This is a genomic window from Bradyrhizobium diazoefficiens (assembly GCF_016612535.1).
Lineage (GTDB): Bacteria > Pseudomonadota > Alphaproteobacteria > Rhizobiales > Xanthobacteraceae > Bradyrhizobium > Bradyrhizobium diazoefficiens_C.
The window spans coordinates 26,124-38,261 of record NZ_JAENXS010000007.1 but is presented as its reverse complement, the minus strand read 5'-3'; the positions used below and the strand labels follow the sequence as shown (position 1 = coordinate 38,261).

The following is a 12,138-nucleotide window of genomic DNA, read 5'->3' as shown; positions in this document are numbered from 1 at the left end:
GCGCCGGCTACGAGCGCGCTTCGGACGATGCGTCTGCGGCACTCTCCCTGGCCGTCTTCCGCATGTTCTTGACGATGATCGCGATCAGCGGCACCAGCACCGGCACGATCGTGCTGAGCGGATGATGAACCGCGCCGGTCAATTGGGCCTGAAACGCCCGGGCTTCGACTTGGAGAGCCTCGATCGACGTACGATGGATCTCATTGGCGAGCTCGATGTCGCGGCCTGAGGGCGAGCTGCCGGCGACCATGAACAAAACCGTCGCGATGACGAAATTGATCGCTCCAAGGACCGAGGCTGCGGCGATCGCGCTCCAGATCTGGACCAGGGCAAAATAAGCGGACAGTTCCAGCATCAGGAGCCCGAATGCGGCGATCAGCGCCGCGAAGGCCTGCAGGCCGAGGCCGATCAGCAGGTGACGCAGCCGAATATCCGCGATGATCCTGTCCGTACGCCACAGAGCGCGCAGATGTTTGACCACGTTCTCCGTATTCACCTAATGCCTCCTCAGCATGAAGCCGACCACCACGCCGAGCGCAAAGGCGGAAGCGAGCGAGGCGACAGGGCGCTCCGCGATGAGATCATGCAACTGGTCCTGCTCCTCGCTGACGGTTTCGCCGAGTTCGGCCAGCGCCGCGCTGATCTGATCAGCGAGGGCCTCGGCACGGTCCTTTGAGTTCTCGAACATATCCTCGCCGGCCGCGCTCAAGAGGCGCGTGACGTCGACCTTCAGCGCCCTCAACTCGTCGCTCATTCTGCCGGTGTCGAACATTGGTGGTCTCCATCGAATGGCGAGAGACTATGCACGCGAAACCAACAACCATTGATTTGCATCAAGCGGACGGGTGTTCGTGTTTGACGCAGGTCAATCGACCAACCCTATGTCGGCCTAGAAACAAACGATCCGGGACCAGTCGTCTCAAGAGGATATGCGCGTGAATTCGGAACCGCTGCTGCTGGCAACGCCGTCTGGCGATACGCTTGAACTGCGACCCGAGGGGCAGTGGATCGCAGCCAACGTGTCGGCGCTCGAAATGTTGTCCCGATCGGTCGGCGCGGATGTCGATCGATCGAGAGCCGTGACACTGGACATGTCCGGCATCAGCGCGCTCGATACGCTCGGCGCTTGGATTTTGGAGAAGCTGTCCCGCAAGGTGGCATCGTCGGAGCGATCAGCTGAGATCGTTGGCGTGGCCGATCATTTCAGCGGCTTGCTGGAGGAAGTGCGCCAGGTCAATCGCCACACGCCGCCGCCGGCGTCCGCACCCAACCCGGTCCTGCTCAGGCTGCACGAGCTCGGCAAGGCCACGCTCGGTGCCCGCGAAGACGTCGCGATCTTTTTGCAAATGCTCGGCGCTCTGTTCATGGCCGTGACCGGTGTCGTGCGACGGCCCCGCTCGTTGCGGCTGACATCGCTGGTCTATCAGCTCAACCGGATCGGATTGCAGGCGATTCCCATCGTCATGCTGATCACGTTCCTGATCGGCGCCATCATCGCCCAGCAAGGGTTTTTCCACTTCCGCAGGTTCGGCGCGGAGTCCTACACCGTCGACATGGTCGGCATCCTCGTCCTGCGCGAGCTCGGCCTGCTGATTGTCGCCATCATGGTCGCCGGCCGGTCAGGGAGCGCCTATACCGCCGAGCTCGGCTCGATGAAAATGCGCGAGGAGATTGATGCGCTCACGACCATGGGGCTCGATCCCGTCGACGTCCTGATCCTGCCGCGGGTTGCCGCTCTGGTCATCGCTCTGCCAATTCTCTCCTTCATCGGATCGATTGCCGCGCTCTACGGCGGCGGCCTGGTCGCGCAATTCTACGGCGACATGGGGCCTGCGATCTACATCGCGCGACTCCATGAAGCCGTCTCCGTCACTCATTTCGAGGTCGGGATCCTGAAGGCGCCGTTCATGGCGCTGGTGATCGGGATCGTTGCCTGCAGCGAGGGATTGCGCGTCAAGGGCAGCGCGGAGTCGCTAGGGCGGCAGACCACCACATCGGTGGTCAAGTCGATCTTCCTGGTGATCGTGCTCGATGGCTTGTTCGCGATCTTCTTCGCCTCAATCGGAATGTGAAGATGCCCGAACCGAAGGACGAGCTCGCGATCCGCGTCAGTGACCTTGTGGTCGGTTTCGGTCGCCAGACCGTGCTTGACCATCTGTCGCTCGACGTCCGTCGCGGTGAAATCCTCGGGCTCGTCGGCGCATCCGGCGGCGGCAAGTCGGTGCTGATGCGCACCATCATCGGCCTCATCCCGCGCCGCGGCGGCACCATCGAAATCATGGGGCAGCCGATCGGTGGCCCGCATGACCGCGGCACGGCTGCGACTTGGGGCATCCTGTTCCAGCAGGGGGCGCTGTTCTCCTCATTGACGGTCCGGCAGAACATACAATTTCCGCTTCGCGAAAATCTCGTGCTGTCACAGGAGCTGATGAACGAGATGGCGATCGCCAAGCTCGAGATGGTCGGGTTGCGTCCGCAGGATGGCGACAAATATCCGTCGGAACTCTCCGGCGGCATGACCAAGCGCGTGGCGCTGGCGCGCGCACTCGCGCTCGATCCGCCGATCCTCTTCCTCGACGAGCCGACCTCCGGCCTTGATCCGATCGCCGCCGGAGATTTCGACGCGTTGATCAGGACGCTGCAGAAGACTTTGGGCCTCACCGTCTTCATGGTCACCCATGATCTCGCGAGCCTCACCACTGTCTGCGACCGGGTCGCCGCGCTCGCCGACGGCAGGATCGTGGCGATCGGTCCGATGCGCGAACTGCTGCAGTCCGAGCATCCCTGGGTGCGCGCCTATTTCCACGGCAAGCGCTCGCAGATGTTGCAACCACAGATGAGATGAGACATGGAAACCCGCGCTCCCTATGTGCTGATCGGCACTTTCGTGCTGGCCGCGATCCTTGCGGTGTTCGGCTTCGTCTATTGGCTGAACAACACTGGCGGCATCGGGCCGCGCACGAATTACCACGTGCAGTTCCAGGGGCCGGTGCCGGGTCTTCTGGTCGGCGCCGGCGTGCTGTTCAACGGCATCCGTGTCGGTGAGGTGACGCAGCTTGGCCTTGCGCTGGACAATCCGCGCTTCGTCAACGCGACGATCTCGGTCGCCTCTGCGACGCCGGTGCGCACCGACACCAAGGTTGGCCTCGATTTCCAGGGTCTGACCGGCGTGCCGGTGGTAACACTGGAGGGCGGCATGATTGTCGCCAGGTCGGGCGAGCCCCTGACCTTGATCGCGGAAGCCGGCGCGGGCCAGAGCATGACACAGGCGGCGCGCGATGCACTGCGGCGCGTCGACACCGTGCTGGAGGACAATTCCGGCCCTCTGAAGGATACGATTGCGAATTTCAAGACGTTCTCCGACGGCCTCGCGCGCAACACCGGCAAGCTCGACGGCATTCTGGCGGGCCTCGAGAAGATGACCGGCGGTGGGACGCCCACGCAGAAGATCACCTATGATCTCCGCAGCCCGCAAAATCTCGGGCCGGCCGGCAAGACGCTAACGGCTTCGCTGGCCATTCCCGAGCCGACCGCTGTCGCGATGCTCCAGACGCAGCGCATGCTATTCTCGCCAGTTGGTGACAATTCTGGCTTTGCGGACTTCATGTGGGCGGACAGCATTCCAAAACTGATGCAGGCGCGGCTGATCGACAGTTTCGAGAACTACGATATCGCCCACGCCCCGCTGCGCTCGGCCGACCTCGGGCAGGCGGACTGCCAGCTCCTGATCGACATCAGGCGCTTCCGGATCGCCACGGACGGTGAGACCCGGGTCGAGATCGGACTGTCGGCGCGGATCGTCGACAAGAATGGCAAGGTGATCGCGTCACGTCTGGTCGAGACCAGCGAGAAGCTCGACAAGGTCGAGCCGGCTGCCGCGGTCGCGGCGTTCGACGCGGCCTTCGCACGCATCGCAAAAGAACTGATCGGTTGGACGGTGCAGGCGGTGTAGGGCCGCCAACGGCCTATTCGAGCGTTTTGAAATAGGACAGAAGGTCGTGGATCCGGTCCGGATCGAGCTCGAAGGCGGGCATGTCGGCGTGGCCGGTATAGATGCCTTCGGCGAGCGCTTCCTTGAGGGTATCGATCGGGTAGCGTTGATGCAGGGTCCTGAACGGCTGAGGAATCTTGAGCGGGCTTTCGGAACGACGGTCGATTGCATGGCAGTGCGCACAATTGGCCCGCGCATAAGCCTTGCCGCGTTGTTCGGCGGTCGGCGCAGCGAGCGCGGGGTGATCAGAAGCAGCCCAATCAGGGTGTGGCACAACGTGTTTTGCAGCATGGAAATCGGTCCCGTCGAATTCTCGAAGCAGAATAGGGCGGGGATGGGCGTCAAATTTGATCTGGGTCAATCGACTTTGGCGTGATGCAGTAAAATGCACTCCGCGCGGTGGGTACCGTCAGGTACGGAGATCCGGCGGCGCCGGGAGCGGTGGATGAGAACTTCGGTGACGATGATTGAGCCGAATGGCCATTTTTGCAGCGATTGTGCGGTCCGCGGCTTTGCGGTTTGTGCGTCGTTGGACCCGGCCGAGCTCAGGGAGTTCGAGCATCTCGGGCGTCGCGTCCATTTCGCTGCGGGAGAGACCGCGTTCTCCGAAGAGGACATCACGACCTCGTTCTACAATCTCCTTGAAGGGGTGATGCGGCTCTACAAACTGCTGCCGGACGGACGGCGGCAGATTGTGGGCTTTGCGCTCCCCGGCGATTTCCTGGGGATGAATATGTCCGGCCGCCACAATTTTTCGGCCGATGCGATTGGCGCGGTGACCGTGTGCCAGTTCTCCAAGATACCGTTCGGTCGCTTCATCGAGGACCGGCCGCATCTGCTGAAACGGATTAACGAGCTGGCAATCCGCGAATTGAGCCAGGCGCGCGACCACATGGTTCTGCTCGGCCGTCGCTCGGCGGATGAAAAGGTCGCGACGTTTCTGCTCGGCTGGCGCGAGCGGCTGTCCTTGCTCAAGGGACCGTCGAACGCGGTTCCACTTCCGATGAGCCGGCAGGACATCGCAGATTATCTCGGGCTGACGATCGAGACCGTCAGCCGTACCTTCACCAAGCTGGAACGGCATGGAGCGATCGAGATCGTTCACGGCGGAATCGGCCTGCGCGATCCCGCGCGGGTCGAGGCACTGGCTGCGGCCTGAATCCTGGGCCGGCCGGAGTGCTCGCTGATTTTTGATCCCGATCAATGACAGCGGTTATGCGTCGCGAATAATGCCCGAAACAAAGCTTGGGAGGGCACGATGCCGATCGACGCGCTGCTGGTGACCATCGCCGTTGTAGCCATGTTTGTGACGTTCGGCCTGGCTTTGGCTTGGGCGGACCGACAGACCGGCGCCGGTCGGCTCGATTCACATACTAAGCCCCGAAGTTCCTGAGATCGCTATCGCATTTTGGCGCGACTGCCGTAGATTCTTCCTCGGCCAGTTCAGCCGTTCCGCAGGGGCCTTGAGTTCAACTGCGACGTGCTGTCTCTGCAACTCTGCATGGGCCAAAATGCATCGACGCACCCTGCGGATGCGCTTCCGTGGGCGAGCGCGGCATTTTAACTACACTTGGCTCAAACTGTGTCCGTGCTTTCCGGTTGAAAAGCCCGGCAACACTGACTACGCAGGAACTCCAGTGCCTCGCAGTCTTAGGAGTCCCGGCGTGCCTCAGGACAAGACCGGCGACCCCCGGCAGTCGTCGGGCAACAAACTATCGGTTCTGCGCAAGCATCCGATCTTTGCAGATCTGGATCCGGAAGCGCTCGATCAGCTCTGCCGCTACGCCAAGCACACCACGGTCAAGCGCGGTGCGACGATTGCCGCCAAGGGGGACCCCGGCAACAATCTGTTCGCGGTGATCACCGGAACAGTGAAGATTTCCTCCTCGTCGCCGGATGGCCGGAATGCCATTCTCAATCTGATCGGTCCCGGAGAGATATTCGGCGAGATCGCCGTGCTTGATGGTGCACCGCGGTCGGCGGATGCGACCGCCAACACCAATTGCGAGCTCTACATCATCGACCGCCGCGACTTCCTTCCGTTCGTGAAGAGTCAGCCAGCGCTGGCGATGAAATTCATCGAATTGCTCTGCGCGCGGCTGCGCTGGACCAGCCAGCAGGTCGAGCAGGTCATCTTGCAGAATCTGCCGGGCCGTCTTGCCAGTGCACTGCTCGGCCTCACCGAGGAGCGCAAATTCGACTCCGGCAGCGGCACACTCGCGATCACCCAACAGGAGATCAGCGAGATGGTGGGGATGACGCGCGAGAGCATCAACAAGCAACTGCGCGCATGGTCCGGGCGCAATTGGGTCCGCCTCGAGCACGGCGCCATCGTCGTGCTCGATACCGATGCGCTGCGCGAACTCGCCGAAAGCGGCCTCGACGGCGAGTAGACGTCTCGCACTTAATTGTCGATGATGGCGACCGCGCGCGTCCAGCCCGCGGAGGCGCGTTCGATCTTCACCGGGAAGCATGACACCGTGAATCCCGTCGAGGGCAATTGCTCGAGATTGTGCAGCTTCTCGAGATGGCAATAGCCGATGTGCCGCCCCGCCTTGTGGCCCTCCCAGATCAGGCTCGCGTCTTTTGTCTCTGCATATTTCCTGGCGGTGAAGACGAATGGTGCGTCCCAGCTCCAGCCATCGGTGCCGGTCAGGCGCACGCCACGTTCGAGCAGGTATATGGTGGCGTCATAACCCATGCCGCAGCCGGAGTTGACGTAATCAGCCAGGCCGAATTTTGCGCCGGCGCTGGTGTTGACGACGACAATCTCGAGCGGCGAGAGCGTATGCCCGATGCGTTTGAGCTCGTTCTCGACGTCGTCGGCGGCGGCGACATAGCCATCTGGAAGATGCCGGAAGTCGAGCTTCAGCCCGGGCTGCAAGCACCACTCCAGCGGAACCTCGTCGATGGTCCATGACCGCTCGCCACGATTCATCGTCGGATGGAAGCGCCAGGGTGCGTCGAGATGCGTGCCGTTGTGCGTAGACAGCGAAACTTGCTCGACGGCCCAGCCCTGGCCGTCCGGCAGGTCCTGTGCCTTGAGACCGTCGAAGAACTGCAGCATGCGCGGCAGTCCCTGCTGATGATCGATATATTGAATTGTCGGGTGATTGCCCGGCGGATCGGCTGGCACGTCGTTCTGCAACGGCACGGAGATATCGATCAGCTTCCGCGGCATGGGCGTTTCCCTCGAGATGTTCCGTCATCTTGAGGGCGCCGCGCCGGCTGCGTCAAGAGACGCGCCGGCGCGATCAGCTCAATGCAGAATATGTCGCGGCAGCCAGAGCGAGATCTCCGGCAGGAAGGTGACGAGCATCAGCACGAACAGCATGACGCCGTAGAACGGCCAGATCTTGCGCATGACCTCTTCGAGCGAAACCTTGCCGACGGCGCAGCCGACGAACAGGATCGCGCCGACCGGCGGATGGCATAGGCCGATGCCGAGGTTGAGCAGCATGATCATGCCGAAGTGGACGGGGTCGACGCCGAAATTCTGCATCACCGGCAGCAGGATCGGCGTGGCGATCAGGATCGATGGCGCCATGTCCAGGAGCGTGCCGAGCAGCAGCAGCAGGACATTGAGCAGCAGCAGGATGACGTATTTGTTGCTGGAGATCGACAGGAAGAACGCCGTCATCTTCGCCGGCATCTGCGTCAGCGCCATGATGTAGCCGACTGCGGAGGCGCAAGCGATCAGCGTCATCACCATTGCAACGGTGCGCAACGTCCGGTGCAGCAGCACCGGCAGATCGCGCCATTTGTAGTCGCGGTAGACGAACATGGTGACGAAGAACGCCCAGATGCAGGCAACTGCGCCGGCTTCGATCGCGGTGAAGATACCGCCCAGGATGCCGCCGAGGATGATGACGAGCGTGATCAGGCCCCAGGCCGCGTCGATCGTGATCTTGATCGCATCCTTGGCCGGCACGGTGCGGCCGTGCGGGTGGCCTTCGCGATAGGCAATCACCAGGCACAGGATGATCAGCGAGAATCCGATCAACAGCCCCGGGAAAACGCCCGCCATGAATAGCGCGCTGATCGAGATGGTGCCGCCGGTCGCGAGCGAATAGAGCACGGCGTTGTGGCTTGGTGGCACCAGCAGCGCCTGCACCGAAGACGAGATCGTCAGGTTGGTCGCGAACACGCGCGGATAGCCGTTCTTCTCCATCTGCGGGATCATCACCGAGCCGATCGCCGAGGTGTCGGCCACCGCGGAGCCGGAGATGCCGCTGAGGAAGGTCGTCGCCAGCACGTTGACGATCGAGAGCCCACCACGCAGCCGGGTCAAGCCGACCAGCACGTCGGCAAAGGCGACGAGCCGCCGCGCCATGCCGCCTTCCGCCATGATGGCGCCGGCGAGCACGAAGAACGGGATCGTCAGCATCGCAACCTTGCTGACGCCGTCCGAGATCTTCAGCATCAGGGCTTCCAGCGGAATGCCGACCGACAGCGCGCCGGCGATCGCCGCCATGGCCAGCGAATAGGCGATCGGCATGCCGATCAGGAAGCACGCGATCATCGTGCCGAGGAGGATGAAGATGTCCATTGTGATGACTCCCGGCTCACTCGAAGGGGGCGGTTTCGGGATGCTTGCCGAGCGGGTCGGGCGGCACGCCGAGGAAGATCCGCTCGATCACGAACAGCAGCAGACAGAGGCCGCCGATCGGAATCGGCAGATAGGTGACGCCGACTGACAGTGAGGGGAAATCGGGGATGGTGTTGTACCAGGTGACCTCGACAAGACGCTCGCCCCAGATCACCATGAACAGCGCGATCAGCGCCATCAGCAGCTGAACCAGGATGTCGGTTGCCCGTTGCAGGGGCAGTGGAAGCTTCTTGGCGAAATAGGTGATGCTCATGTGCAGGTTAAGCCGGTAGCCGGCGGCGGCACCGATGAAAGTCAGCACGATCGTCAGCAGCACCGCCATCGGCTCCGGCCAGGAAGCCGCGCTGTTGAGCACGTATCGCGTAAACACCGCCCACGGGATCACCGCGGAGATCAAGACCAGTGCGATGCAACCGACGATCACGCACAACAGGTAGAGGAAGTCCATCGCTCGGCGAAACAGTGCGGCCATCCGCGTTTCCTGCTCTGTCAGTGGTTCAGATTGTCGAGGCCAAGCGCGATGAGGGACCATCGCGCCTGGCTTTGGTTGGAGCCGGATCGGGCTCAGAGCGCCTGGATGCGCTTGATCATGGCCTGGTATTTCGGACCATACTTGTCCCAGACCGGCTTGACCGCATCCTGGAATGGCTTCTTGTCGGCGATCTCCACGATCTCGCAGCCGGCGGCCTTGGCCTTCTCCATCGCCGTCGTCTCGTACTTCTTCCAGAGTTCGCGTTCCTCGAGTTGGGCTTCGCGCGCGAACTTCTTGATCAGCGCCTGGTCGTCTGCCGACAGCGCGGTCCAGGACCGCTTGGAGAAGCAGAGGATCTCGGGAATGATCAGGTGCTCGGTCAGCGAATAGTATTTCGCCGCGGTGTAGTGGTTGCTGAACACGTAGCTCGGCGGGTTGTTCTCCGCGCCGTCGATCACGCCGGTCTGGAGCGAGGAGAAGACCTGGTCGTAGCCCATGGCGATGCCGTTGCCGCCGAGCGCGTTGACCATGTCGATGAAGATCGGATTGCCGATCACGCGAAGCTTCAGGCCATGAACGTCGGCGATCGACTTGATCGGATGCTTGGTGTTGTAGAAGCTGCGCGCGCCGGAATCCATCCAGCATAGACCGACCAGATTGGCGTTCGGGCTCGCGGTGATCTTGTCGAGCAGCTCCTGGCCGACGTCGCCGTCCATCATCTTCCAGGATTGCGCCACGTTCTTGAACAGGAACGGCATGTTGACGACGTTGATATCGTCGATGATCGGGCCGACTGCGCCGGCGCTGACGCGCAGCATCTGGATTGCGCCGATCTGGGTCTGCTCGATCGTCTCCTTCTCGGCGCCGAGTTGCGCGGAGGGATAGGTCTGGATCGAAAGCCGGCCCTGGGTTGCCTCCGCAAGCTTCTTGCCCATGCTCTCGACGGCGGCAACCGTCGGATAACCGACCGGCTGCACGTCGGCGGCCTTGAACACGGTCTTGGTCTGGGCGTTGCCCGACGAGATCGGAGCCAACGTTGCTGCTCCAAGCCCGGCACTCAATTTGATGAAATCACGGCGTCTCATGGTAGTCCTCCCTCGTTGCTTCTTCAGGCGTGTGTCGTCGTTGACCGGTGCTCCGGTCATTCCGTGCTGGCGAAAAACTCCGGATTGGTATGTTGGGTCTCCGAGATGTCGCGGAGCAGCCGGTCGAGATGCCGCTCCATCGCAATCCCGGCACGTTGCGGATCGCGTGCCTCGATCGCCGCGAGGATCGGCTCGTGCTCGGCGATCACCTGCGTCATGCGCCCGGCGACCGGCAGCGTCAATTGGCGATAGCGATCGACGTGCACCTTCACATGCATGATCAGCGTCCAGATCCCGGGATGTCGGGCGACGTCGGCGACGGTGGCGTGGAACAGCTCGTCGGCCTGGTGAAAGGCAACGCGGTCGCCGGCCTCATCCGCCTCGCGCTGGCGTTCCACGATCGACCGCAATTGCAGGATCTGGCTTGTGGTGGCGCGTTCGGCCGCGAGCCGTGCGGTGGTCTCTTCCAGCGCCTTGCGGATGATGATGGCCTCGGGCAGGGCGGCGAGCGGGATGCGGGACACGAAGATGCCGGATTGCGGGAAAACGTCGAGCAAGCCCTCATCGGCGAGCTTGAGGATCGCTTCGCGCACAGGCGTCCGGCTGACGCCATAGGTGAGCGCGATGTCGGCCTCCGAGACTACTTCGCCCGGCCGGCGGCGCATCGACACCAGCTCGCCGCGCAACTCGCCATAGATGCGCGACGACGCCGTCGCCCGCTGCGGCGGCTTGCCGCGGCGCGGGCTGATGGCGGCCGGGGCTGGCGCGGCCTGGGGTTTCCTCGTTGTGCGTGCGGGCATGCTTATGGTTGAAAATTGATATATTAGTATACGAGGCAAACTGAGCGGAGATCAACTAGGCAGATTGGCCTATTGGTGCGCTGCAGCAGGATTTGCAAGGTCACGGCGAATGGTCGGATACCAGCTTTCGTCGCGTTCAGCGGACAGCTCCGCGCTCATGCGTCCCTCCCTAGATCCATTTCCCCTGGAGCTTTCCTAGGGTCGCGTGGAGTGGCGAGTCCAAGTTGAAGGGGGTATCGATCGATACCGATTTTGGATCGATCAGGCGATCGCGAGGGCGCCAACACACCAAGTGCTCTCTCTTCGCAGGCGAGGATGGGTGCGCTACGACCCGACTTCGAAAACACCGGAAGGATGTGACCGTGACGGACTATCGCAAGCTCTTCGACCTCACCGGCAAGACGGCCGTGGTGCTCGGCGCTGCATCGGGCATCGGCAAATCGTCGGCTGAGGCGCTGGCCGGGCTCGGCGCCCGTGTCGTCTGCGCCGATCGCGCGCTTGACGCGGCAGAGGCGACGGCCGCTGGCATCCGCGACAAGGGCGGCTGGGCCGAGGCCGCCGCCTGCGACGCCGCGAGCGCAGCCGACGTTAATGTGCTGGCCAAAACCGTGATGCAGAAATTTTCGCGGCTCGATATCGCGGTGACGACGCCGGGGCTCAACATCCGGAAAACCATCCTCGACTACACCGAGGAGGATCTCGATCGCGTCATCACGTTGAATGTGAAAGGCACCGTCTGGTTCTTCCAGGCCTTCGGCCGCATCATGGTCGAGCAGAAGGGCGGCAGCATCATCGCCTGTTCGTCGGTCCGCGCCGTCACGATCGAGCCCGGCCTGGCCGTGTATGGCTCGACCAAGGCCGCGATCGGCCTGCTGGTGAAGGGCTTTGCCTCCGAGGTCGGCCATGCCGGCGTCCGCGTCAACGCTATCGCGCCCAGCATTGCCGAGACGGCGCTGACCGACCCGTTCAAGCAGCGCCCCGACATCTACAATCTCTACGCCGGCCACACCGTGTTCAACCGCTGGAGCAGCGCAGACGAGGTCGCAACGGCCGTGGCCTATCTCGCCTCGGATGCCGCGAGCTATGTCAGCGGCAGCACGCTGTTCGTGGACGGCGGCTGGACTGCCGTCGATGGTCCGCCGACCGGTCTCACTCAGTTGAACAAGTAGAACCATCCGCAT

At 62.6% G+C, this 12,138-nt stretch carries 14 protein-coding genes and 1 pseudogene; 7 read left to right on the top strand and 8 right to left on the bottom strand.

The features are described from left to right. Positions 1 to 7: 7 nt before the first annotated feature. Together JJE66_RS36855 and JJE66_RS36850 are read right to left on the bottom strand one after the other, a co-directional pair. Positions 8 to 496, bottom strand: a complete 489-nt coding sequence (locus JJE66_RS36855) for a phage holin family protein (protein ID WP_200520694.1) — start codon at positions 494 to 496, stop codon at positions 8 to 10. Then, positions 497 to 772: a hypothetical protein gene (locus tag JJE66_RS36850; protein WP_200520693.1), complete on the bottom strand. Its 276-nt coding sequence runs from the start codon at positions 770 to 772 to the stop codon at positions 497 to 499. It lies immediately after the preceding gene. A 163-nt stretch (positions 773 to 935) separates the two neighbouring features. Between JJE66_RS36850 and JJE66_RS36845 the strand changes: the two genes are divergently transcribed. From JJE66_RS36845 to JJE66_RS36835, 3 genes are read left to right on the top strand one after another with little or no spacing between them, the layout of a single operon-like run. Beyond that, entirely contained in the window at positions 936 to 2,072 is a 1,137-nt protein-coding gene (locus tag JJE66_RS36845; protein WP_200520692.1) for an ABC transporter permease, read from the top strand. A gap of 2 nt (positions 2,073 to 2,074) precedes the next feature. Then, positions 2,075 to 2,845 carry an ABC transporter ATP-binding protein gene (locus JJE66_RS36840; RefSeq protein WP_200520691.1) on the top strand — a complete coding sequence of 257 codons (771 nt, stop codon included), beginning with the start codon at positions 2,075 to 2,077 and terminating at the stop codon, positions 2,843 to 2,845. Positions 2,846 to 2,848: 3 nt separating this feature from the next. Further along, complete coding sequence (locus JJE66_RS36835; RefSeq protein WP_200520690.1) at positions 2,849 to 3,952, top strand: ABC-type transport auxiliary lipoprotein family protein; 1,104 nt, start codon at positions 2,849 to 2,851, stop codon at positions 3,950 to 3,952. Between the two features lie 13 nt (positions 3,953 to 3,965). Here the strand turns inward: JJE66_RS36835 and JJE66_RS36830 are convergent. Next, positions 3,966 to 4,282: pseudogene (locus JJE66_RS36830) on the bottom strand (c-type cytochrome). Between the two features lie 154 nt (positions 4,283 to 4,436). On the opposite strand from JJE66_RS36830, the gene JJE66_RS36825 reads away from it, so the two are divergent. From JJE66_RS36825 to JJE66_RS36820, 3 genes are all read left to right on the top strand, one after another. After that, entirely contained in the window at positions 4,437 to 5,150 is a 714-nt protein-coding gene (locus JJE66_RS36825; RefSeq protein WP_200520689.1) for a helix-turn-helix domain-containing protein, read from the top strand. Between the two features lie 99 nt (positions 5,151 to 5,249). Then, positions 5,250 to 5,384 (top strand): hypothetical protein, encoded by a 135-nt coding sequence (locus tag JJE66_RS38575; protein ID WP_283818558.1) that lies wholly within the window; start codon positions 5,250 to 5,252, stop codon positions 5,382 to 5,384. Between the two features lie 271 nt (positions 5,385 to 5,655). After that, positions 5,656 to 6,384 carry a Crp/Fnr family transcriptional regulator gene (locus JJE66_RS36820; protein WP_200520688.1) on the top strand — a complete coding sequence of 243 codons (729 nt, stop codon included), beginning with the start codon at positions 5,656 to 5,658 and terminating at the stop codon, positions 6,382 to 6,384. A gap of 11 nt (positions 6,385 to 6,395) precedes the next feature. Here JJE66_RS36820 and JJE66_RS36815 read toward each other — a convergent pair whose 3' ends face one another. The 5 genes from JJE66_RS36815 to JJE66_RS36795 all read right to left on the bottom strand — a co-directional run bounded on the left by JJE66_RS36815 (position 6,396) and on the right by JJE66_RS36795 (position 10,957). Next, entirely contained in the window at positions 6,396 to 7,172 is a 777-nt protein-coding gene (locus tag JJE66_RS36815) for a cyclase family protein (protein WP_200520687.1), read from the bottom strand. A 78-nt stretch (positions 7,173 to 7,250) separates the two neighbouring features. Then, positions 7,251 to 8,540 (bottom strand): TRAP transporter large permease, encoded by a 1,290-nt coding sequence (locus JJE66_RS36810; protein ID WP_200520686.1) that lies wholly within the window; start codon positions 8,538 to 8,540, stop codon positions 7,251 to 7,253. Between the two features lie 16 nt (positions 8,541 to 8,556). Further along, positions 8,557 to 9,072, bottom strand: a complete 516-nt coding sequence (locus JJE66_RS36805; RefSeq protein ID WP_200520685.1) for a TRAP transporter small permease — start codon at positions 9,070 to 9,072, stop codon at positions 8,557 to 8,559. Between the two features lie 92 nt (positions 9,073 to 9,164). Continuing rightward, positions 9,165 to 10,157, bottom strand: a complete 993-nt coding sequence (dctP, locus tag JJE66_RS36800) for a TRAP transporter substrate-binding protein (protein WP_200520684.1) — start codon at positions 10,155 to 10,157, stop codon at positions 9,165 to 9,167. A 56-nt stretch (positions 10,158 to 10,213) separates the two neighbouring features. After that, entirely contained in the window at positions 10,214 to 10,957 is a 744-nt protein-coding gene (locus JJE66_RS36795) for a GntR family transcriptional regulator (protein ID WP_200520683.1), read from the bottom strand. 362 nt (positions 10,958 to 11,319) lie between these two features. Between JJE66_RS36795 and JJE66_RS36790 the strand changes: the two genes are divergently transcribed. After that, positions 11,320 to 12,126 carry an SDR family oxidoreductase gene (locus JJE66_RS36790; protein WP_200520682.1) on the top strand — a complete coding sequence of 269 codons (807 nt, stop codon included), beginning with the start codon at positions 11,320 to 11,322 and terminating at the stop codon, positions 12,124 to 12,126. The last annotated feature ends 12 nt before the right edge of the window (positions 12,127 to 12,138 follow it).

What these genes read in the sequence shown, in the direction of transcription:
- JJE66_RS36815 (WP_200520687.1), bottom strand. Translation starts at nt 7,172, where the DNA reads ATGCCGCGGAAGCTGATCGATATCTCCGTGCCGTTGCAGAACGACGTG.
- JJE66_RS36840 (WP_200520691.1), top strand. Translation starts at nt 2,075, where the DNA reads ATGCCCGAACCGAAGGACGAGCTCGCGATCCGCGTCAGTGACCTTGTG.
- JJE66_RS38575 (WP_283818558.1), top strand. Translation starts at nt 5,250, where the DNA reads ATGCCGATCGACGCGCTGCTGGTGACCATCGCCGTTGTAGCCATGTTT.
- JJE66_RS36805 (WP_200520685.1), bottom strand. Translation starts at nt 9,072, where the DNA reads ATGGCCGCACTGTTTCGCCGAGCGATGGACTTCCTCTACCTGTTGTGC.
- JJE66_RS36850 (WP_200520693.1), bottom strand. Translation starts at nt 772, where the DNA reads ATGTTCGACACCGGCAGAATGAGCGACGAGTTGAGGGCGCTGAAGGTC.
- JJE66_RS36795 (WP_200520683.1), bottom strand. Translation starts at nt 10,957, where the DNA reads ATGCCCGCACGCACAACGAGGAAACCCCAGGCCGCGCCAGCCCCGGCC.
- JJE66_RS36825 (WP_200520689.1), top strand. Translation starts at nt 4,437, where the DNA reads ATGAGAACTTCGGTGACGATGATTGAGCCGAATGGCCATTTTTGCAGC.
- JJE66_RS36810 (WP_200520686.1), bottom strand. Translation starts at nt 8,540, where the DNA reads ATGGACATCTTCATCCTCCTCGGCACGATGATCGCGTGCTTCCTGATC.
- dctP (WP_200520684.1), bottom strand. Translation starts at nt 10,157, where the DNA reads ATGAGACGCCGTGATTTCATCAAATTGAGTGCCGGGCTTGGAGCAGCA.
- JJE66_RS36835 (WP_200520690.1), top strand. Translation starts at nt 2,849, where the DNA reads ATGGAAACCCGCGCTCCCTATGTGCTGATCGGCACTTTCGTGCTGGCC.